Below are 21,713 nucleotides of genomic sequence, written 5' to 3'. Positions count from 1 at the left end.
GGCGTGCATCGCGATCGAAGCGGCGCTTACCGAAGTGTTGGTCAACGAGGCCGACGTCGGGATCGGATCGGCGTTACTGCGATGGAGGCTTATTCGACCCGCTTGCGGTCGTTCAGCGATCGCTGTTGTCTTCTCAGCTTCCGACATTTGTTCAGGTAACGTAGCGGGTTTCCGCGAAGAGCGAACTGGAGTCTATTCCTCTTGTATTTGATCCCTCGCGAGCTGGTTGAACCGCGCGAACGTAAGATCGGCGGCCTGTGTCCGCGCCGAGCTCCAGGTGCCGCAGACCCGCGCGACGAAGTGGAACGTCTTCGATTCTGCGCTCTACGCTAAGCGAAGCCACTGCTCGGCGTTGAAGCTTCCGATCACCATTGGTTCGCGCAAGAAGAGCGCCCTTATCATCAATGCCTTCACCTTGTGCTCGTCGGTTAGCCCCGCCTATCCAGCCAGCGTGTCTGGTTTGACGCCCCCCCGCCCGCAAATCCAGTTAGATGTGCTTGCGCAACGCTGCCATAATCAACAGCCTGGCGACCTTCGAGCCGGCAACCGACAGGTGATCATCGTCGTAATACAGGATGTTGCCGTTCAGCCGGGTTTCACAAAACCTTCCGCGACAGAACGCATGACGTGGTAAAACCACCGTGATGTCCTCGCCCGCCATCTTGGCGATAATCCGATCAGCGACCGGTCCCCATTGGTCATCGGTAGGAACGCGTTCGGCGCAGGTTCCGCTGGTTCCCAGTTTTGTCTCCCGCGCAAAACATCGCGGGAGTGCCAAGTCAAACATCGGGGTCGTCCCGATAGGCACGATCTGCTTATGCGGAACCTTACTGCTAATATGATCAAGGACGGAGCGTAAGGCATTCGCGAGGAGGCGCTCGGTCTCGACGTCGCTATGATGCACGACCGTTTCGTACATTGCCGGAAGTGCTGTGGCCCAACTCGAACTGACAACGATCGGATCGAGACCGCGTTGTGTTGCCGCCTCTTCAAGCCCGGCTTTATAAATCTTTGCGCCGGCCCCAAACATCTCGGTGTAATCGATGTACTTCGAAAGTGGGCTACACTTAGATATCGTAGGTTGCCGTACTATCAATCTGGAATGAAAAGCTGCGTCTTCGATTTCAGGCATCATATGATCGGCGTGGGAGTCTCGTCTATACCAGCACGTCGTAGCCAGGATTGCCATCTGCCTTACCACTCAAACAAGGAGTGAAATCACCAAAATTACCACCTGCGCCCGACTGCTTGGCACGGTAAAACGACGTCGTGGATTGAAGTCGTCGTTAACGCGCATACCCCGTTTATACGACACCCCTTTTACGAAAACGCCGCGCGGTTATTCAGGAGCCGGATGGTACGACGAAAGACATTGCGCCGGGATCTTGTTGAAATGGACGGCATCGGGCTGCGCCGAAGGTCCCTTACGGGACGTTAGCGCAGCCGAAGCGGTCGTATCGATCCGAAAATGTTGGGGTGCCGACATCGCCGGCACCCGGCAAGGATTCGTCCACGTTACGAGGGGAGATAAGCGCATGGTGGTCCGCCTGCCCGCCGGACAGGCGGGAAAGGTCAGAACACGTAGCTGACGTTCAGTAAATAATTGCGCCCGGTCTCGACATAGCCCCCCTTGCGGTCGTTCGAGAGATACGCCTTGCGCTGGCTGGTCGTCGCCCACAGAATGTGTTCGTTGAACAGGTTCTCCACCGATGCACCGATCGTCAGCCCCGTTGCCATGGCATAGTTGAGGATCAGGTTCGCCTTCGTAACCGGCTGAATGTATGTGTCGGGCCGGCTGGAACGCAGGTCGTACAGCCTATCGCCGGTGTAGTTGTAGTTCACCTCGCCGTAAAAGCCACCATGCTGATAAAAGAGCGCGCCGTTGTACATCACGCGCGGGGCGTGCGGCATGCGCTGTTCACGGTCCTGCCCGTTGACGAACACTTGCGCCTGCGCACGCTGTACGGTCACATTGCCCTGCATGCCCAGCCCCGACAGCCAGTTCGGCAGTCCGTGCAGACTGTAGCGGCCGAACAGTTCGATACCATAGACCTTGCCCGTCGCATCGGTCGACAGCCGCTCTACCTCGATCCCACCCTGATCCTCAGGCTGCGCGGTACCCCAGATGTTCAGATCACCGCCGGCATTGGTCGATCCGGTGGAGAAGAGCACATGGTTCAGCCGTTTATAGAACGGGCTGATCGAGAAAAAGTCGGTCCCCTCGCCGCGCACCTCCAGCGAGGCATCCGCGTTCCACGATTCCTGCGCGTCCAGATCGGGGTTGGGAACGAACACCCCGGTGACTTCGCCCGCGTCGTTGCGGCTGACCCGCGTCGGCCCGAGCAGCAGGTCGAACGCTGGCCGCGAATAGCTTTTGCGGACCGAGGCGCGCACAACCATCCGATCGTTCGGGCGATAGTTGGCTACGACGCCCGGCAGCCATTGGTCATAGCTGCGATTGGTGGTAACGAACGCCGCGCTCTCGGCATCGCCACGTTCCTGTGTCTGGAAATAGGTGCCCTTGAAGCTGTTGAATTCATAACGGACCCCCGGCACGATCTCCAGTTCGCCGAAACGCAGCGTTGCCATCACATAGCCGCCGATGCGGTTTTCGGTGCCGTCGAGGCGGTTTTCCTGCAATTTCGTGGGATCGATCCCAGCCAGCTTGGGCGACGACAGGCGCTTGACCTTGTCCTCGACGAAATCGGTGTCGACGAGACGGATCGGCACCTGCGCACCGCCGCGCATGAACCCGCCCAGCATTGTACCGGGAACGGCGGACAACGCCGGCCCGGTCGCGGCGTAGCGTGGTGAATTGCTGCCGTCGGCCGCCGGAAAGGTATACTCCAGTGCTCCGTCATCACCCAGCGCGTTCGAATAGCGCTTGGCGTCCTCGACCTTGGTTCCGGCCATGATCGCCACTAGGCCGTGATCGCCATGCTGCCACGTCGCGTCGAACGCGCCTTCAAGGCGGCGTTCCCAAGCATTCTCGAACTGCTGAGTCACATACCACTGCCGGAGCGCCAACAAATCGGTCAGATATGCACGCGCAGCATCATTGACGACGACCTGCGGCCGCGTCCGCTCGCCGATCGACGTAACCATGCGGTAGTTGGCAGTGCCGCTGTTGGTCGCGGTGCCGATATAGGGACGGGCGGCGAAACCCGACTGGATGCGCAGCGGATAATCCTGCTCACCGCGCGAATAGGCCCCGTGATAGTCGAACGTCAGCGCGCCGCTACGCGACTGGCCGCCGACCTTGGTCGAAAACAGTTTCTGGTTGGAATGTTCGGTACGGAAATAATGCGTCGCGCTCAAGCCATAGTCGGCCCGGAAACCCGACGCGTCGTAGTTGCCGCGATTGGGATTCGGGTTGATCTGGTCAGGCGCGAGTTCGGTCTGGCGCAGCGCAGTCTGGTCCATCCAGCTCTTCAGGCGATACTCGCCATAGGTCGTGCGCGAATACAGGTCGAGATCGTCGCCCTTCCAGTCGAGGTTCAGCGTCGCGCCGCGCCGTTCGATGCGATTGCGGAACGCCTGCCACTGCACGCCGCGCGGCGTAACGTTGTCGAGGTTGTCGCGGATCATGCCGGAAATGTTGACGTTATATTTCTCCCAGTCGTGCTGCATCGCCGTGGATTCGCCCAGCGTATGCTTCAGCCCGTAATAGGCAGAGAGATAGAAGCCGACATCACCGAAGCGCTGCGCGGTTTCGGCCTGCACGGTGCCACCCCACGGATTCTGGTCACGCGCCACCGCGCGACCCGCGATGATCCCCTGCGCGCGGATCTGGACATGATTGTCGGGCAGCGTGAAGGCGGAGGCGGTGCGCAGGTCGATGATGCCGGCGATCGCGTCCCCGTCGTAGCGCGCGGTCGGTGCCTTGTCGACGCGCACCGCCGCCAGTGCGAACGGCGACAGCAGGTTCATCGAGATCGCACGGGTCCGCGCGTCGGTTTGCGCCAGACGCACGCCGTCGAGCATATAGGCGTTGTAGGCGGTATCGAGCCCGCGGATCGACAGATACTGCGCCTCGCCGGTGCCCGCCGCGTTGCGTGACTGGTCGACCGACGAACTGACGCCGGGCAGGCGGGTCAGCAGGTCGGCCAGGTTCTGCTGCGGCTGTGCGCGCAGTTCCTCGCCTGACACCACGGTCGCGAGCGACTGGCTGCGTAGTTGTTCGTCCTGCGCCTTTTCGACGGCAGCCCGGCGTCCGGTGACGACCACGTCGGGTCCGCTCTGCGGATCGTCGATTGCCGGTACCTCGGTCGCCGGCACCGGCGTCTCGATCGGTGCGGCAACCGCGGGCGAGTGCAGCAAGATGGTGGCGGCAGTACCGCACAACAGGCGCAACGATAGCGCCCGCTTCGACGAAGCAGTCATGAATTTCCCCCGGGGATGTACGTTGACGGGATGCCCTCCCGACATCTCCGATGGCGGCAGCTATGTTGGCGACGTGACAGGTTGATGACCAATTGTGGTCATTCCGAGGAAAACGATCAAAACTATGATGATATTATGATATGTCTTTTACGTATTGCTATTTTGAGAACTTTTTGATGATTTGACGTCTTTTCTACTGCCGTGGAAATAATTGGGCATTCCCGTGGCAAACAGGTGTTTGATCCCATGGTTTGATGATGCGATCCTTTCGTTGCAATGGAAGGAAGCCGCATCGGACGAGTTCGTCATGGGTGTGCCACGATCACGCATGCCGTCCGCGCCAGATGCGCTTCGACATGATCTGTGAGGCAAACGACATCGAGCGCCGGCTCACCAAACCCAACCATCCGTGGACCAACGGGCAGGTCGAGCGGATGAACCGGACCATCAAGGCGGCGACCGTCAAACGCTTCCACTACGAGAGCCACCACCCGCTAAGAACGCACCTCGCCGACTTCATTTCTACATACAATTCTGCCCGCCGGCTCATGACGCTCAGCGGCTTACCCTTACAAATACATCGAAGGTCTGGACGACAGAGTCGGACCGGTTCATCGTCAACCCGATCGACCAAACACCGGGACTAAACACCTAGGGTCGAACTCGACCGAGCTGAATCGAGGGGGACCCACACGGGCTTGATTTGGTGATTCAAGATGCCGGTCGGGTTGGAGGCCAACGGCCATCGGCAACCGAACTACACCGGCCGCGACGACGCCTGGCGCGCTGCTCGTTCGGGGGATTGCCGTCCCATCCGCCCCTCGAGCGGGCCGCCACCCTCGGTGACCGATGTCGCCAGCGACGCGCGACAGTCTCTCGCACCGCGCGCTCCATTTGTCGGTTGGGAGGCAATACCCGTTCTTTCCCGTCGCCCTTGCGCTTCGGCTGCGCTAGGGGCTTCGGCGTGGCGACGCAGGTGATTCAACAACGGTTCTCTGCGCAAAGCCCGCCGCCGCTGTCGCGGCGTTTGACGACGCTGGTGCTGGTCGTCGCGATCCATGTGCTGATCCTGTGGCTGTTGCTGCGTATCGCCCCCACGATGATGTCGCCGCCGCCGGGCGAAAAATCGCCGCTGGTCGTGGACATGCTGCCCGCCGACCGGGTCGCGCCCGCCGCCGCCCCGGCCAAACAGGTCCAGCGCAAGGCCGCCGCCGGCAGCGCCGCGACCGCCCCGCCCACCGCGACGGTAACGCCACCACCGGAGGTTCCGCCGCCCCCGCCGGTCCCCGCAGACCGCTCGTCCGACGTCTGGTCGAAAGTCATTCCGATGACCGGCCGCGAATTCGCACGGGCCGCCATCACCCCCGGCACCCGCAGCGCCGAGGGGGTCGGCACCGGCAGTGCGTCCGGTGACAGTGGCGACGGCAATGCGGAGGCCGATAGCGGCGGCGGCAGCGGTGGCGGCGAACGCCTTTACGCCGCTGACTGGTATCGCCGCCCGACCCATACCGAGCTGGCAACCTATCTGCCCCGCCGCGCGCAACCAGGCTGGGGCGAGGTCGCGTGCCGGACCATTCCCAACAATCAGGTCACCGATTGCCGCGAAATCGGCCAGTCGGCGCGGGGATCGGGCCTCGCCGGCGCGGTGCGACAGGCGGCGTGGCAGTTCCGCATCCTGCCGCCGCGCGTCGGCGGCCGGCCGCTGATCGGCAGCTGGGTCCGCATCCGGATCACCTATACCGACGCTGGCGCGGCGGTGGAGTAAGGCCGCCATCGTCCTTCCGGCGCAGGCCGGAAGGACGGTGTGGACGAGTGGCGGCGTGCGATCCTTGCCCTCCCCGCCCCCAGCGGCTAGTCGGCAGGCGTTTACCTCCCTTCGTAGTCAGGTCGCTTCGCATGTCCGCAATGTTCCGCATCACCCTCCCCGACGGTGCCGTCCGTGAGGTGACGCCGGGCACTACGCCGGCCGACATCGCCGCCGCGATCTCGCCGGGTCTGCGCAAGGCGGCGATCGCCGCGCGGGTCGACGGGCAGGTGCGCGACCTGAACCGGCCGTTCGACGGCGATGCGTCGCTGGCGCTGGTGACGACGAAAGACGAGGCCGATGCGCTCGAACTGCATCGCCACGACTTCGCGCACGTCCTCGCCGAAGCGGTGCAGACGCTCTACCCGGGCACGCAGATCACCTTCGGTCCGGCGACCGACGACGGCTTCTATTACGACTTCGCGCCCGCGCCGGGCCGTGGGCCTTTCACCGACGAGGACCTGCCGTTTATCGAGGCGGAGATGCGCAAGATCATCGCGAAGGGCGAGAAGTTCGAGCGCGAGGTCGTGACCCGCCAGCAGCTGATCGACCGCTGGACGCAGCAGGGCGAGACCTTCAAGGCCGAATGGGCCGCCGAACTGCCCGAGGGCGAGGAACTGACCATCTATCGGCAGGGCCAGTGGCTCGACATGTGCCGCGGGCCGCACCTCGAATCGACGGCGAAGCTCGATCCGCAAGCGTTCAAACTGACCCGCGTGTCGGGTGCCTATTGGCGCGGCGACCAGAAGAACGCGATGCTCAGCCGCATCTACGGCACCGGCTGGCTGTCGAAGAAGCAGCTCGACGCGCATCTGACCCGGCTGGAAGAGGCCGCCAAGCGCGACCATCGCAAGCTGGGCGCGGAAATGGACCTGTTCCACCTCCAGTCCGAAGCGCAGGGTTCGGTCTTCTGGCACCCCAAGGGGTATATGATGTGGCGCCAACTGGAGGCGTATATGCGCCGCCGGCTCGACGCGACCGATTATCAGGAAGTGAAGACGCCGCAGCTAATGGACGCGCGGCAGTGGGAACAGTCGGGCCATTGGGGCAAGTATCGCGAGAATATGTTCGTGGTGCCCGACGAAATCCCGAACACCGAGGATGAGGGCGCGATCGTCAGCGCCGATGCCGACCTGATGGCGTTGAAGCCGATGAATTGCCCGGCACACGTCCTGATCTTTCGTCAGGGGATCAAGTCGTACCGCGACCTGCCGATCCGCATGGCCGAATTCGGCTGCTGCCACCGCAACGAACCGCATGGCGCGCTGCACGGCATCATGCGCGTCCGCCAGTTCACGCAGGACGACGCGCATATCTTCTGCCGCGAGGATCAGCTGGTGCAGGAGGTTCGCGACTTCTGCGAACTGCTCGACTCGGTCTATCGCGATCTGGGCTTCACCGACTATGCGGTGAAGCTGGCGCTGCGCCCCGACAAGCGCTTTGGCAGCGACGAAATGTGGGACACGGCCGAGGCGGAGCTGCGCGAGGCGGTGCTGTCGTCGAACCTGTCCGAAGACATCAAGGCGAAGTTCGAGGAACTGCCGGGCGAAGGGGCCTTCTATGCGCCCAAGCTCGAATTCCATCTGACCGACGCGATCGGGCGGACATGGCAGGTCGGCACGATCCAGTCGGACCGGGTGCTGCCCGAGCGACTCGACGCGACCTATGTCGGCGAGGACGGCAATCGCCACCGCCCGGTGATGCTGCACCGCGCGATCCTCGGCACGTTCGAACGCTTTCTCGGCATCCTGATCGAGCATCATGCGGGCCGCATGCCGATGTGGCTGTCGCCGGTGCAGGCGGTGGTCGCGACGATCGTGTCCGATGCCGACGATTATGCCAACGAGGTCGCCGCCGCGCTGAAGGCCGCCGGCATCCGCGTCGAAACCGACCTGCGCAACGAGAAGATCAACTACAAGGTGCGCGAACACTCGCTCGCCAAAGTCCCGGCGCTGGTCGTGGTCGGCAAGCGCGAGGCGGAGGAACGCACCGTCGCGTTGCGCCGTCTGGGCAGTCAGGGACAGTCGGTCATCGCGCTCGACGAACTGGTCGCAATGCTGTCGGCAGAATCGCTGGCACCCGATCTTGCGCGGAACCTTTCGTAATCGTGCAGAATTGACTATATAGAAGTTTCGAACACTGAAGGAGCAGCACCTATCCGTCCGCCCATGATGCGTCGCCCGAATGCGCCGCCGCCGATGAACGGCCCCCGATTCAACGAGTTCATCCAGTCGCCGAAGGTCCGCGTAATCGACCATGAGGGCGAGAATCTGGGTGTGATGTTCACGCGCGAAGCGATGGCGCAGGCGCAGGAGGTCGGACTCGATCTGGTCGAGGTGTCGCCGAACGCCGACCCGCCCGTCGCGAAGTTCCTCGACGTGGGCAAGTTCAAGTACGAGGCGCAGAAAAAGGCGAACCTCGCGCGCAAGACCCAGAAGACGCAGGAGATCAAGGAGATCAAAATGCGTCCCAACATCGACGATCATGACTATGATACGAAGATGAAGAAGGTCGAGCAGTTCATCACCGAGGGCGACAAGGTGAAGGTCACGATGCGGTTCCGCGGGCGCGAATTGAGCCACGGCCAGCTTGGCATGGCGGTGTTGCAGCGCGTCGCCGAGGCGACTCAGGAAATCGCCAAGGTCGAAGCCTATCCGCGCATGGAAGGCCGGCAGATGCTGATGGTGTTGTCGCCGAAATAAGCACCGGTTCGTCCGACTTGCGACGCTGAAAAGCCGCCATGTCCTTGCGTGGACATGGCGGCTTTTTCATAACAAGTGCGATCTGTCCGGTTCATCCTCATCGCAGGACAGCCCCTGATGCCGACGGGACATGACGAAATGGCTCATGCCCAATCTGATTAGAACCGTAGTGTCGCGGTGTCGGGTTCAATCCAGTCCCGGCGCGCAGGCGAATTTGCGGTTCAGTCGACGAGCCCGACAGTCTTCAGGCTTTGGTCCAAGCAGCTCAATCGCCACCGCCACCGCCACCGTCGCAGCCACCTCCGTCGCTGCCACAGTCACCCGACGAGTCGCTACCGTCGAACCATCCGAAGATGACGTTTCCCCCGTCATCCACTCCGGCATGGCGGAGCTTGCGGCGGTGCGATGCGATCGCGACGAGGGCGATCAGCAGAACGGCGATGACCAGTACGGCCAGCAGGATCAGGTCCATGGCCTGATCCTGCTGCAATCCCCACCGATTCGCAAGGGATTATGCGAAGGCGCTGAAATCCTTGCCCGCCGCCGCGTCGAGCATCCGTCGTTCGAGCGACTTCAGCCGCAACTGGCCGGTGATGCGGTCGCCGGTCAGGTCGGTGACGTAAAAGGTGTCGACCGCGCGTTCGCCATAGGTGGCGACATGGGCGGAGTGCAGCGTCACCTTCGACTGGAACAGCGCCTGCGCCAGATGGTGGAGCAGCGCGGGCCGGTCGCGGGCGTTGACCTCGATCACGGTGAAGCGATTCGATGCGGCATTGTCGATCAGGACGTTCGGCTCGATCGGGAAGGCTTCCGCACGGACACGCGAGAGCGGCTTGGCAGCGAGGCGGTCGGTCAGCTTCATGCGATTGGCCAGTGCGTCGGCGATCGCCGTCTTCAGCCGCTGCAACTGCCCCGCTTCGTCAAACGGACCGCCCAGCGGATTCTGGACGAGGAAATTGTCGAGCGCCATGCCGGTACGCGTCGTATGAATGCGCGCGTCGATGATGTTGCCGCCCGCCGCGTGGATCGCCCCGGCGATGCGATAGAACAGCCCCGGATGATCGGCGGCATGGACCGTGACGACGGTCGCGCCGCGATCCTCGTCGACGCTGGTTTCGATCGTCAGGCGCACGTCGCCCGACTGATCGACCATCCGCGCATTGGCAGCGATCACGTCGTCGGGCTCGGCGATCCAATAGGCGGGGGGCAGATGGCGGACATAGGCTGCCAGCGTATCCTTGTCCCAACCCAGCGTCTCCCGCAGCCGTTCCTGCTTTTCGGCGATGCGTTCGTCGCGTCCGCGCTGCTTGTGGCCAAGACGCAGCACTTCCTCGGCGGTTTCGAACAAGGTGGTCAGCAACTGCCGTTTCCACCCGTTCCACGTGCCGGGACCGACCGCGCGGATATCGACGACGGTCAGCACCAGCAACATGCGCAGCCGCTGCGGCGATTGCACGACGCTGGTGAAGTCGAGGATCGTCTTAAAGTCACTAAGGTCACGCTTGAACGCCGTTGCCGACATCAACAGGTGATAGCGGACCAGCCATGCGACCGTCTCGGTCTCAGCCGGGGTCAGGCCCAGCCGGGGGCACAGCCGTTCGGCGACTTCGGCCCCCAGGATCGAATGATCGCCGCCCCGGCCCTTGGCAATGTCGTGGCACAGGACCGCGACGAACAGCGCGCGCCGCTGGACGATGCCGCCGAACAGGGCGGTCGACAGCGGATGCTCCTCGCGACAGATGCCGCGTTCGACCTGCGACAACAGGCCGATCATGCGGATCGTGTGCTCGTCGACGGTATAATGATGGTACATGTCGAACTGCATCTGCGCGACGATGCGGCCGAAATCGGGAATGAAGCGGCCGAACACGCCGCACTCGTTCATCCAGCGCAGCACCAGCTCGGGATCGCGCGGGGACGTCAGCACGTCGAGAAACAGCTGGTTGGCGCGGGGATGCGAACGAACATGCGCCGCCATACGCGCGTCGCGCGACGCCGCGCGCATCGCCAGCGGATGGATTTCCAGCCCGTGCAGATCGGCGAGCGCGAAGATTTCGATCAACCGCACCGGGTCCTGCGCGAAGAAATCGTCCTTGGGCAGCGCGAGGCGGCCGCGGTCGAGTACGAAGCCGTTCAACCGCCGCGGCCGCCGTCGCAGCCGCGGGAGACCGAACCGGCTGCCCCGCGCGGCATAGGTTTCGTCGAGATGGCTGAGGAACATGCCGGTCAGGTCGCCGACCCGCTTCGCCTGCAGAAAATAATATTGCATGAAGCGTTCGACGCGCGATTTGCCGACCCGGTCGCTGTAGCGCATCCGCGTCGCGATCTCGGTCTGCACATCGAAGGTCAGCCGTTCTTCGGCACGGCCGGTGATGAGGTGGAGGTGACAGCGCACCGCCCACAGGAAATCCTCGGCCCGGTTGAACTTGCGCAATTCAGGCGCGCTGAGCAGCCCGACCCGCACCAGATCGGCCGCACGGCGGACGTTATAGGCGTATTTGCCGATCCAGAAGAGGGCGTGCAGGTCGCGCAGCCCCCCCTTTCCTTCCTTCACATTGGGTTCGACGACATAGCGGGTGTCGCCCATCCGCTTGTGCCGGGCATCGCGCTCGGCCAGTTTTTCGGCGATGAAGGTCCGCGCGGTCCCGTCCTGCACCTCGTTCTTGAAGCGCTGCGCCGCTTCGCCATACAGCGCGGTGTCGCCCCATACATAGCGCGCCTCGACCAGCGCGGTGCGGATGGTGACGTCGCCCTTCGCCTGCCGGACCATCTCGTCGAGCGAACGCGACGAATGACCGACCTTCAGCCCGAGATCCCATAGCGCGTAGAGGATCGATTCGATGACCTGTTCGGACCAGGGCGTCTGCTTCCACGGCGTCAGCACGCCGATATCGACGTCCGAATGGGGGGCCATTTCCCCCCGCCCATAGCCACCGACCGCGATCAGCGTCATCCGTTCGGCCGTGGTCGGATTATGGTTCGGGTGGACGTGTTCGACGATGAAGCCGGCGAGCGCGACGAGGATCGCGTCGGTCAGATAGGCATAGGCGGCGGACGTCTCCAGCCCGTGGCTGGGGTTGGCATTCAGCCGCCGTTCGATCTCCCCCCGACCGCGCACCATCGCGTCGCGCAGCACGGCGGTCGCGGCACGGCGCAGGGCCGTGCCGTCCTGACCGCCGGTGCAGAGTGCCGCGAGCGACGCCGCCAGCACCGCCGGCTCGACGATCGCCTCTGGATGGACGATCCGTTCGAACCGGGGCGGCGTGGCCAGGTCGGGCCGAACCGTGTCGCTCAGGCCCCGCCCTCCGGCGTCTTGGCCACGCCGACCAGCGCCGGCCGCAGCAACCGGTCGCGGATCATGTAACCGGTCTGGATTTCCTGCACGACGGTACCCGGTGCGACGTCGTTCGACGGCACCTCGAACATCGCCTGATGCTTGTTGGGGTCGAGCGTCTCGCCAATCGCCACCATCTTGGTGATGCCATGGCGGCCGAAGATGCTTTCCAACTCGCGCCCGGTCGCTTCGAGGCCGACGATCAGGCCCTTCAGCCGGTCGTCGCCGCGCAGGTCGTCGGGGATCGCCGACAGCGCGCGCGACAGATTGTCGGCCACCGACAGGATGTCGCGCGAGAACGCGGTCGCGGCATAGGCGCGGGCGTCGGCCACTTCCTTTTCGGCGCGGCGGCGCACATTCTGCAGATCGGCCCGGGCATACAGGGTTTCGGCCTGCGAATCGGCCAGCTTCGCTTCGAGGTCGGCGAGGCGATCCGCTTCGGCGACTTCGGGCGCGGCCTCGGCGGTGGCTTCGCGCAGGTCGTTCGTATCGTCGTTGGCGGGAGTGTCGTTCATTCCGGTCTCTTCTTGTCCTGTCAGCCGAGCAGCCGCGTCAGGGTCGCGGCGGTGAAATCCACCATGGGCACGACGCGGGCATAGTTCAACCGGACAGGCCCGATCACGCCGACGACGCCGACCACGCGCCCGTCCAGCGCGCGGACCGGCTTGGCGATGACCGACGATCCGGTCAATGCGAACAATTTGTTTTCCGATCCGATGAAGATGCGCGCGGCATCGCCGTCCTGTGCCGATTCGAGCAGGCGGGCGATCTCTTCCTTGCCCTCCAGTTCGTCGAGCAATTGGCGCACGCGGTCGAGGTCGTGGGCGGCAGCGGGATCGATCAGCCGGGCCTGTCCGCGCACGATCAGCACCGGACGCTGTCCCCCATCCTCGCTCCACATCGCCAAACCGGCCTCGACCAGCACGCGGGCAGTCGCATCGAGTTCGGCGCGTTCCTGCCCGATCTCGCGCAGGATGCGGGCGCGGGCCTCGCTCAAGGTCAGGCCGGACAGCCGCGCCGTCAGGTAATTGCCTGCCTCGACCAAAGCGGTGACGCTGGTTCCGGTCGCGACATCGAGGACGCGGTTCTCGACCGATCCGTCGGCCCCGACCAGCACCGCCAGCGCGCGGGTGCCCGACAACGGCACGAACGACACCTGTTTGAGCACCGGTTCGCGCTTGGGGACCAACACCACGCCGGCACTGGCGGACAGGCCGGACAAGGCAGCGGCGGTGCCGGCCAATGCCTCCTCGACCGGGCCAGCGGTATCAGCCTGCGCCTCAATCGTCGCGCGTTCCTGTGCGGAGGGCTCCATCGCATGCATCATGCCGTCGACGAACAGACGCAGGCCCGTTTCGGTCGGCATCCGCCCGGCGCTGACATGCGGCGCGGCGAGCAGGCCGGCTTCCTCCAGATCCTGCATCACCCCCCGGATCGATGCGGGCGAGAGGTTGAGGCCGGAGAGTTGCGCGATGGTGCGCGACCCGACCGGCGCACCCGTCGACAGATAGCTGTCGACCACGATCCGAAACACGTCGCGGGCGCGGTCGGTCAATTCATGGATCGGTTGGGGCATGGCGGGAATGTAGGGCGGGAGCGGCTCGCGGAAAAGCCAATCCTCCCCACTCCGTCGGGAGGGGGACCGCCGCGAAGCGGTGGTGGAGGGGGTTGGCCTTACGACGCGACCGGGCCGTGTGCCGCGCTCCCCCTCCACCAGCTTCGCTGGTCCCCCTCCCCGTGCCGGGGAGGAGTTAGTTGGCGGCGATGAACTGCCCGATCGGCAATTCCTTCACCGCCCCCCGCAACGCCGCGCCGGTCCGGCCGTCATCCGCCGCGCCGCAGCCGAAATAATAGGACAGCCGCTGCGACGCGCCGCTGATCTCGTTCCAGCGGATATCGACCGAGGGCATGTCGGTTGGCGCATTCTCGCATCCCGGCTGGCCCGGTTGCAGCAGCCGGTCGCCCTGCGCCGGACGATAGGGGCGTATCTTCGCGGCGAACGCGCGATACTGCGCCGGCGTCGCGCGGAACACGCGTGTGCCGGTGACCGCGGTGAAGCGCCGCCCCTCGAACACCCCCGAACCGTCGGGCTGGATCGTCACCGAATAGACCGGGCAGGTGCCGAAGCAGGGCGATGTCTCATAGGTGATCGTCTCGCGCTCGATCGCGACCGGCGCGCCTTCGGTGGTCGTATTGCCGACCGCCATCACGCAGCCGCCGAGTATCGGCAGCAATCCCAAGGCAATGATCTTCATGAAGCCGCTCCCTATTACGGGCCCGTCGTTTCGGACCCGTCACAGCGGCGTACCGCGCGGCGACTGGCGCGGCGATGAACGGACGGCTAGGACTTCGGAAAATTTCAGGAGATTCCCATGCGCCCATCCGGCCGCGCCCCCGACGAAATGCGCAGCATCACGATCCAGACGAACTTCACCCGCCATGCCGAAGGATCGTGCCTGATCGGCTTTGGCGATACCAAGGTGCTGGTGACCGCCTCGCTCGAGGAACGCCTGCCGCCATGGCTGCGCGGCAAGGGCGAAGGCTGGGTGACGGCCGAATATGGCATGCTGCCCCGCGCCACCCATACCCGCAGCAGCCGTGAGGCGGCCAAGGGCAAGCAGTCGGGCCGGACGCAGGAGATCCAGCGGCTGATCGGTCGTTCCCTTCGGGCCGTGGTCGATCTGAAGGCGCTGGGCGAGCGGCAGATCACGCTCGATTGCGATGTCATTCAGGCCGATGGCGGCACCCGCACCGCGTCGATCTCCGGCGCGTGGGTGGCACTCCGCCTCGCGGTCGACGGATTGATGCGGGAGGGCAAGCTGGAGGTCGATCCGATCAGCCGGCAGGTCGCAGCGGTCAGCTGCGGCATCCATCAGGGTACGCCGGTGCTCGACCTCGACTATATCGAGGATTCGGCCGCCGATGCCGACGCCAATTTCGTGCTGACCAGCGACAACAATATCGCAGAGGTACAGGCCACCGCCGAGGGCGCATGCTATGACGAGGAGGCGCTGTTGCGTCTGCTGCGCCTCGCCCGCATCGGCTGCGGCCGGATCTTTGCCGAACAGCTGCGGGCGACCGGCCGATGAGCGGCGAGGGCAAGGAGCCACAGGCGATCCGCAAGCTGCAGCCGGGCAAGCTGGTGATCGCCAGCCACAATCCCGGCAAGATCCGCGAGATCGCGGCGCTGCTCGGGCCGTATGGCGTCACCCCGATCTCGGCGGGCGAACTCGACCTGCCCGAGCCGGAAGAGACCGGCACGACCTTCGTCGCCAATGCCGAGCTGAAGGCATTGCAGGCCGCCGACCTGTCGGGCCTGCCGGCGCTGGCCGATGACAGCGGGCTGTGCGTCGAGGCGCTGAACGGCGAGCCGGGCATCTTTTCGGCGCGCTGGGCCGGGGCGTCGAAGGACTTCACCGCGGCGATGCGGCTGGTCGAGGACCGGATGCAGGCGACCGGCCCGGATCACAGCCGCGCGGCGCACTTCGTCTGCGCGCTGGCACTCGCATGGCCCGATGGTCATGTCGAATGGTTCGAAGGGCGCGTCGACGGCAAGCTGGTCTGGCCGCCGCGTGGGGAACATGGCTTCGGCTATGACCCGATGTTCGTTCAGGACGGCATGGACCAGAGCTATGGCGAGATCGATCCCGACCACAAGCATTCGATCAGCCACCGTGCCGATGCCTTTGCGCAGTTGGTGCAGGCGGTGTTCTGAACGCGTGGCGGCGGGCGGCGTTGTCCGCAGCACGCGCCGCGCGACGTCGGATCGGGCGTATCGTAGGGAACGCCCGCCCGCGTCCGGGCATTGGACGCCGCGAAAGGAATTCCCATGCCCGACGCGATCACCGAAACCCGCCACCGCGAGATCGCGGTCGAGCATCTGCTGTTCTGGACGATGCGCTATGTCGAGGAACAGCATCCCGGCCTGCTCGATTCGCTGGAGGCCAGCCTCGACAAGCTGGGCGACCCGAGTCCGGGTGGCGACAAGAATGACGGGGCCGTGCGGCATATCGCGGCAAAGATGATCGCCGGCGCGCGGGGCTGAACCGGCCGCCCGTCACCCCTGCGATCAGGGGTGACGTCGGGATTTCGCCCGATAGACAGGTGCTACCGGCCCCGGTGCGGAGGTCTCTCCCCTAGGACCGATGGACATTCAGCTGTCAGGCCAGCGAACTGCTCCCCTCCCTGACAAGGGAGGGGCTGGGGGTGGGTCGGTCTGTGGCTGGCGAGTCACTCCCCCGCGGGCCAACCCACCCCCGACCCCTCCCTTGTCAGGGAGGGGAGAAGTCGAAACCTTACTGAATGTTGATCGGTCTTACGCCGCCACCGGCGTGTCATCCGTCGTCAGTCCGGCATCGACCAGATTACCGACGAACTGATCGGTGCAATGCGACCAGCAATAGCCGGTGCCGACACGGACGCAGGCGTCGCGGTCGGCGGTCAGTGCCTGTTCGACCGCCGCCGCCAGATCGGCGTCGAGCGCGCCGATACGTTCGCCGCCGCCGCCCGTCCCGTCCAGCCCGATCACGTCGAGCGGCCCCGGCACCGGATAGGCGGCGACCGGGGTGCCGCAGGCCAGCGCCTCGATCATGACGAGGCCGAACGTGTCGGTGCGGCTAGGAAAGACCAGCACATCGGCGGCGCGATAGGCAGCGGCGAGCGCCGCGCCCTGCTTCACCCCGACGAATTGCGCCAACGGATAGCGCCGCTCCAGATCGGCGCGCGCCGGGCCGTCCCCCACCAGCAGCTTGGTGCCCGGCGTATTGAGCGCGAGGAACGCCTCGATATTCTTTTCGACGGCGATGCGCCCGACATGGAGCAGGATCGGGCGCGGCAGCGTCGCCACGTCGAGCTGTGCGCCATCGGGCTTGAACAGCGACAGGTCGACGCCGCGCGACCAGCGCCGGGTATGGGCGATGCCATGGTCGTGGAGCGCGCCGGCGACGCGCGCGGTCGCGGTCATCACCCCGCTGGCCGCCGCATGGAAGCGGCGCAGGAACGGCCAGAACAAGCCGGCGGGCAGGTGCGTCCGCATCGCCAGATAGTCGGCGAAATTGGTGTGGAACGAGGTGGTGAAGCGTGCCCCCCGCCCCCGGCACCAGCGCCGTGCCGCCCAGCCGAGCGGTCCTTCGGTGGCGATATGGATCGCGTCGGGGTGGAAGGCGGCCATCCGACGGCCGAGTTCGGAACCGCAGCCGAACGCCAGCCGGATTTCGGGATAGCCGGGACATGGCCGGGTGGCGAAACCGTCGGGGGTGAAGGTTTCGACCACATGGCCGCGGTGTTGCAGGCGAGAGATCGTCGTTTGCAGCGTGCGGACGACGCCATTGACCTGCGGGCTCCACGCATCGCTGACGATGGCGATCCTCACGCGGTGGCGACCACCCGGCCGGCATCGACCGCCTTGCCGTTCGACCTCGCCAGTTCGCGTTCCCAGGTCTCGGCACGCCAGTCGATCAGTGACAGCGCCCCTTGATGATCCTCGACCAGCGCGGTGCAGCTCTCCACCCAGTCGCCGTCGTTATAATACATGATGTCGCCGATCTGGCGGATTTCGGCAGTGTGGATATGGCCGCACACCACGCCGTCGACGCCATGTTCGGCGGCGGCATGGGCGACGGTCTCCTCGAACCGGCCGATGAAATTGACCGCGTTCTTGACCCGGTGCTTGGCATAAGCCGACAGCGACCAATAAGGCAGGCCGAGCTTGCGCCGCGCGAAGTTCCAGACGCTGTTAGCCTTCAGCAGCGCGGTGTAGGCATGGTCGCCGAGAAAGGCGAGCCACTTGGCATAGAGCACCACGCCATCGAACTTGTCGCCGTGCAGCACCAGCAGGCGGCGGCCATCGGCGGTTTCGTGGATATCCTCCTCGACCATTTCGACGCCGCCGAATTCGAGACCGGTATAGTCGCGAAACGCCTCGTCATGGTTGCCGGGGATGTAGATGACGCGGGTGCCGCGCCGCGCGAACTTCAGGATCGATCGGATGACGTCGTTATGGCTCGAGGGCCAATACCAGCCGCGCCGGATTTGCCAGCCATCGACGATGTCGCCGACCAGATACAGCGTCTCGCATTCGAACGAATGGAGAAAGTCGACCAGTTGGGTCGCGCTGCATCCCGGCGTGCCGAGATGGACGTCGGAGATGAAGACGGTGCGGTAGGACTGTTTCGGACCCTCGGCACGATAGCTTTGCGGGTCGTTGATCCAGTCGGGAATCTTGCGCGCGAGGGACTTCACGGTCGCGGCCGATGAATTCTGTCGATTGGTCCGGGATACAAATGCCGTCGTCATCGTACTTCTCCACGCCAGTGGACGGGACTTGCGCCCCTGCGATGACGTCGCTGTAGCCAGCCCACGCGACAATAGTATTTCGCGCGTGTGACGGCGACTTCCATCAAACTGAAACCTTGCTGACACGTCCGCGACATTGGCGTGTCATCGACGCACGTCATCTTATCGGGCCAGACAAGCCCGGTGCGGCGCTGGACAAGGAAACTCTCGGATTGGCTCAGGAACTGAACCGCCTCGGCGTGGCGACCGCCTATGATCGCTGGGCTCCGATCTACGATCTGGTCTTCGGTCCGGTGTTCAAGCGCGGGCGTCGTGCCGCGATCGATGCCGCCGAAACGGTCGGCGGCCGCATTCTGGAGGTCGGCGTCGGCACCGGCATCTCGCTGCCGCATTACCGCCACGACAGCCGGATCACCGGCATCGATATCGCCGACCAGATGCTCGACAAGGCGCGCGACCGGGTTCGCCGGCTAAAGTTGAACCATGTCGAGCGCATCGCGATCGGCGATGCCGAGGCGCTCGATTTCGCCGATGCCTCGTTCGATGTGGTCGTCGCGCAATATGTCGTGTCGGCGGTGCCGCATCCCGACCGTGCGCTCAGCGAGTTCCTGCGCGTGGTGCGGCCCGGCGGCATGATCGTGATCGCGACCCGGCTTGGCGCGGAAGCGGGGATGCGCGCGAAGATCGAGCGCGTGCTGATGCCGATCACCAGCCGGCTGGGCTGGCGCACCGATTTCCCGTGGTCGATCTATGGCGACTGGGCGGCGCGTAACCCGCAGGCGGAACTGATCGAGCGCCGCCCGCTCCCCCCGCTGGGCCATTTCTCGCTGGTCTGCTTCCGGCGCGCAGCGGGCGTGCAGGACAACCACCCGACGCCCGCGCACGCCGCGACCGCCTGAAACTCCCTTTTCATCAAAGGTTTATTCGATGTCCGGATTCAAGGAAGCGCTGAAGGAACAGCGGTGGGACGATCATCGCTATTACCATCACAGCATCATCAATCAGGCGCTGCACTTCGTCAGCGCGACGACGTTCCTGATCGCCTATGTCGTGGTATGGATCGACCCCGCGGTCGCCAGCCTGCTCGGCTGGCTGGTGGCGATGACCGCGCGGCAATCGGGGCATTTCTTCTTCGAACCCAAGACCTACGACCATCAGAATCAGGCGACGCACGAACATAAGGAAGAGATCAAGGTCGGGTACAACCTGTTTCGCAAGGTCGTGTTTATGGGGCTGTGGGCGGCGACGCCGATCCCGCTGCTGATCGATCCGACCTTCTTCGGCATCTTCGAACCGCATGTCGGGTTCGTCGGGTTCCTGCGGCATCTGGCACTGTTGTGGCTGGCGTTCGCGGTCGGCGGGTTGCTGTTCCGGGTGGTGCAGTTGTTCGTGCAGCGCGACGTGATGACCGGGCTGGTGTGGGCGACGAAGATCGTGACCGATCCGTTCAACGACTTCATCCTGTATCGCAAGGCGCCGGTGCAGTTGTTTAAGGGCGCACGGATCGACACGGATTTGCAGGAGGCGGCGCGGCATTAAGCGCCGGGCAAGGGGATAGCGGAGCTGTCCCCGGGCCGAACAAGGCGCGCCCGGCCGGCGGTGCGAAAAGCGCCGTCCGACGAGCGTCGAGGTGCGGACTGCCCCGCAGTCCGCAGATCGTGCCGAGAGCACGATCGACCTCGACGCTGGCTTTGCCCGTGGTAGGGCCTGAAAACGCGCCGCTTTTCCGCCAAAGGTCACAAAAGTCACACTCGCGGCCGGTTTGCACATTTGCGAACCGGTCGCATCGTTTTGCGTAAGCGCGATCGACGAAGAGAAAGAGCGGAGGCGAGCGTGACGGAGCATTGCGGTGTAGGAAAGGGCTATCTCCCCATCCCTGCGATACGCTAAAGTGCACCAATAATAGGACTGCCATGGAGGTTGGAATGGCTACCGTCCGCAAGACCATCACCTTGACCGAACAGCAGAATGCCTGGATCGTAGCGCAGATCACCGCCGGCCATTACACAAATGACAGCGAGGCGATCCGCGATCTGATTCGCCGCGAACAGGAACGCGGGCAGGTGATTGAACAGGTACGGCAGGCACTGATCGAGGGCGAGGCAAGCGGAGCGCCGGAACGGTTCGATTTCGCTGCCTTCAAGGAACGCAAAGCCGCGCAATATGGCTGACTATCGCTTTGCGCCCGCCGCACAGCGTGATCTGGAAGACGTTTTCGACTATACGGTGGAACGGTGGGGACTGGTGCAGGCAATGCGCTATGCCGAACGCATCGCGGCTGCCTGCGCCGATCTGGCCGAAGCGCCCGAACGGGCGCAACGTTGCGATCATGTCCGCGCCGGTTACCGGCGACGTTCGGTCGAGCAACATGTGATCTATTTTCAAGCAACGGTGTATGGGATCGCGGTCATCCGCATTCTGCATCAGCGGATGGACGTCAGCAGGCTGTTGTGAGTCCGACGGGGATTTGCTCGTCGATCCGACCTTTTTCGGCATCCTCGAACTGCGTGCACGCTTCGCCGGCTTCCCTTGGCATTCGGCGGCCCGAAAGCCGTAGCACAGCACAAAGCCCCAAGCCCGCTCTGGTTTGCTGCCACCGGCACCCCATATACGATCTGGCCCACCCGGTATCGACCGAACGGCCCTGCTACCGGCGCCGGCTGGCTACTTCTTCCCGCGTGGCCCGGCTGGTCCGCATGCTCGAAATATGAATGGATCTGCATGCAGGACGATTGGCGCCGGGGCGTTCCGACTCCGACTACGACATCGCGCGCGATGAATGTCAGCATCGCCCAGGCCGATGTGGTGGCGCTGTGCCGCAAGCACGACGCATCGATCAGCGCCATCGAAACGCTGCATTCGGGGGGCACGCATGTCGTCCTGCGCAACGGCGAGGGCGCCGACAAGATGCGCAAGGCGTTCGGCAAGAAAGTCATCACCGGTGCCGTCGTGCGAACGCCGTGGGTGCGGAACGGCTGAGCAGACGGGCGACAGCGCGTGGCTCGCGAAACGCCGGCATTGACGCGGGCAATCGAACTGGCCGCTACCGGCGACTATATTTCGGTGAATCATATCCGACAGGCGCTGCGCCGCGAGGGCTTTACCACGCTGGCGCAGGACCTGTCGGGACCGGTCGCCAACCGCGCGATCATCGACGCGTTGCAGGCGGCGATGGCGGAGCGCCGCGAATAGCGAA

Annotated in this window: 21 protein-coding genes and 1 pseudogene; 13 read left to right on the top strand and 9 right to left on the bottom strand. The window is 64.5% G+C overall.

Translation table 11 applies throughout. The features are described 5' to 3' along the window. Positions 1–487 precede the first annotated feature (487 nt). Entirely contained in the window at positions 488–1,189 is a 702-nt protein-coding gene (locus ASE50_RS00280; RefSeq protein WP_268794906.1) for an SGNH hydrolase domain-containing protein, read from the bottom strand. Positions 1,190–1,572: 383 nt separating this feature from the next. Continuing rightward, the gene (locus ASE50_RS00275; protein WP_056394170.1) at positions 1,573–4,383 is read right to left on the bottom strand and encodes a TonB-dependent receptor; all 2,811 of its coding nucleotides are present in this window, start codon (positions 4,381–4,383) and stop codon (positions 1,573–1,575) included. Positions 4,384–4,733: 350 nt separating this feature from the next. Between ASE50_RS00275 and ASE50_RS18035 the strand changes: the two are divergent. From ASE50_RS18035 to infC, 4 genes and pseudogenes are all read left to right on the top strand, one after another. After that, a pseudogene (locus ASE50_RS18035) lies at positions 4,734–5,038 on the top strand (integrase core domain-containing protein); the annotation flags it as partial. Between the two features lie 309 nt (positions 5,039–5,347). Beyond that, a complete protein-coding gene (locus ASE50_RS00270) occupies positions 5,348–6,148 on the top strand; it encodes a hypothetical protein (RefSeq protein ID WP_056394167.1) in 801 nt (266 codons plus the stop codon). A gap of 131 nt (positions 6,149–6,279) precedes the next feature. Then, positions 6,280–8,292, top strand: a complete 2,013-nt coding sequence (gene thrS, locus ASE50_RS00265) for a threonine--tRNA ligase (RefSeq protein ID WP_056394164.1) — start codon at positions 6,280–6,282, stop codon at positions 8,290–8,292. 63 nt (positions 8,293–8,355) lie between these two features. Beyond that, positions 8,356–8,889: a translation initiation factor IF-3 gene (gene infC / locus ASE50_RS00260; protein WP_055758887.1), complete on the top strand. Its 534-nt coding sequence runs from the start codon at positions 8,356–8,358 to the stop codon at positions 8,887–8,889. A 265-nt stretch (positions 8,890–9,154) separates the two neighbouring features. Here infC and ASE50_RS00255 read toward each other — a convergent pair whose 3' ends face one another. The 5 genes from ASE50_RS00255 to ASE50_RS00235 all read right to left on the bottom strand — a co-directional run bounded on the left by ASE50_RS00255 (position 9,155) and on the right by ASE50_RS00235 (position 14,478). After that, positions 9,155–9,361: a hypothetical protein gene (locus tag ASE50_RS00255; RefSeq protein WP_056394162.1), complete on the bottom strand. Its 207-nt coding sequence runs from the start codon at positions 9,359–9,361 to the stop codon at positions 9,155–9,157. A gap of 39 nt (positions 9,362–9,400) precedes the next feature. After that, on the bottom strand, positions 9,401–12,100 hold the full coding sequence (locus tag ASE50_RS00250) for a [protein-PII] uridylyltransferase (RefSeq protein WP_235512058.1): 2,700 nt from the start codon (positions 12,098–12,100) through the stop codon (positions 9,401–9,403). Positions 12,101–12,180: 80 nt separating this feature from the next. Continuing rightward, a complete protein-coding gene (locus tag ASE50_RS00245) occupies positions 12,181–12,738 on the bottom strand; it encodes a nucleotide exchange factor GrpE (RefSeq protein ID WP_056394156.1) in 558 nt (185 codons plus the stop codon). A 20-nt stretch (positions 12,739–12,758) separates the two neighbouring features. After that, a complete protein-coding gene (hrcA, locus tag ASE50_RS00240) occupies positions 12,759–13,799 on the bottom strand; it encodes a heat-inducible transcriptional repressor HrcA (RefSeq protein ID WP_056394154.1) in 1,041 nt (346 codons plus the stop codon). 175 nt (positions 13,800–13,974) lie between these two features. Further along, the gene (locus tag ASE50_RS00235) at positions 13,975–14,478 is read right to left on the bottom strand and encodes a DUF6438 domain-containing protein (protein ID WP_056394152.1); all 504 of its coding nucleotides are present in this window, start codon (positions 14,476–14,478) and stop codon (positions 13,975–13,977) included. 117 nt (positions 14,479–14,595) lie between these two features. Here ASE50_RS00235 and rph point away from each other — a divergent pair, with 117 nt between their 5' ends. From rph to ASE50_RS00220, 3 genes are all read left to right on the top strand, one after another. Then, on the top strand, positions 14,596–15,312 hold the full coding sequence (gene rph / locus ASE50_RS00230) for a ribonuclease PH (protein ID WP_056002477.1): 717 nt from the start codon (positions 14,596–14,598) through the stop codon (positions 15,310–15,312). After that, positions 15,309–15,938: an RdgB/HAM1 family non-canonical purine NTP pyrophosphatase gene (gene rdgB, locus ASE50_RS00225; RefSeq protein ID WP_056394149.1), complete on the top strand. Its 630-nt coding sequence runs from the start codon at positions 15,309–15,311 to the stop codon at positions 15,936–15,938. The genes rph and rdgB overlap by 4 nt, the downstream gene beginning before the upstream one ends. Positions 15,939–16,052: 114 nt before the next feature. Next, a complete protein-coding gene (locus ASE50_RS00220; RefSeq protein ID WP_056002471.1) occupies positions 16,053–16,268 on the top strand; it encodes a hypothetical protein in 216 nt (71 codons plus the stop codon). Between the two features lie 270 nt (positions 16,269–16,538). Here the strand turns inward: ASE50_RS00220 and ASE50_RS00215 are convergent, their stop codons facing one another. Continuing rightward, positions 16,539–17,594 carry a glycosyltransferase family 4 protein gene (locus tag ASE50_RS00215; protein ID WP_056394146.1) on the bottom strand — a complete coding sequence of 352 codons (1,056 nt, stop codon included), beginning with the start codon at positions 17,592–17,594 and terminating at the stop codon, positions 16,539–16,541. Beyond that, positions 17,591–18,463, bottom strand: coding sequence for a UDP-2,3-diacylglucosamine diphosphatase (locus ASE50_RS00210; RefSeq protein ID WP_056395534.1), 873 nt, complete (start codon positions 18,461–18,463; stop codon positions 17,591–17,593). Before ASE50_RS00210 ends, ASE50_RS00215 begins: the two co-directional genes overlap by 4 nt. A 266-nt stretch (positions 18,464–18,729) precedes the next feature. Between ASE50_RS00210 and ASE50_RS00205 the strand changes: the two genes are divergently transcribed. From ASE50_RS00205 to ASE50_RS00180, 6 genes are all read left to right on the top strand, one after another. Continuing rightward, the gene (locus ASE50_RS00205) at positions 18,730–19,416 is read left to right on the top strand and encodes a class I SAM-dependent methyltransferase (RefSeq protein ID WP_082438746.1); all 687 of its coding nucleotides are present in this window, start codon (positions 18,730–18,732) and stop codon (positions 19,414–19,416) included. Positions 19,417–19,444: 28 nt separating this feature from the next. Continuing rightward, a complete protein-coding gene (locus ASE50_RS00200; protein WP_056394143.1) occupies positions 19,445–20,056 on the top strand; it encodes a hypothetical protein in 612 nt (203 codons plus the stop codon). 386 nt (positions 20,057–20,442) lie between these two features. After that, positions 20,443–20,688 carry a type II toxin-antitoxin system ParD family antitoxin gene (locus tag ASE50_RS00195; protein ID WP_056394140.1) on the top strand — a complete coding sequence of 82 codons (246 nt, stop codon included), beginning with the start codon at positions 20,443–20,445 and terminating at the stop codon, positions 20,686–20,688. Then, positions 20,681–20,971, top strand: coding sequence for a type II toxin-antitoxin system RelE/ParE family toxin (locus ASE50_RS00190; protein ID WP_056394136.1), 291 nt, complete (start codon positions 20,681–20,683; stop codon positions 20,969–20,971). Before ASE50_RS00195 ends, ASE50_RS00190 begins: the two co-directional genes overlap by 8 nt. Before the next feature lie 321 nt (positions 20,972–21,292). Continuing rightward, positions 21,293–21,496, top strand: a complete 204-nt coding sequence (locus tag ASE50_RS00185; RefSeq protein WP_235512057.1) for a hypothetical protein — start codon at positions 21,293–21,295, stop codon at positions 21,494–21,496. A gap of 18 nt (positions 21,497–21,514) precedes the next feature. Then, entirely contained in the window at positions 21,515–21,709 is a 195-nt protein-coding gene (locus tag ASE50_RS00180) for a hypothetical protein (protein WP_056394130.1), read from the top strand. Positions 21,710–21,713 lie beyond the last annotated feature (4 nt).

It is taken from the genome of Sphingomonas sp. Leaf5 (assembly GCF_001421155.1).
Classification (GTDB): domain Bacteria; phylum Pseudomonadota; class Alphaproteobacteria; order Sphingomonadales; family Sphingomonadaceae; genus Sphingomonas.
Note: the sequence above shows the minus strand (reverse complement) of the source record. Positions and strands in the feature narration are given on the sequence as shown.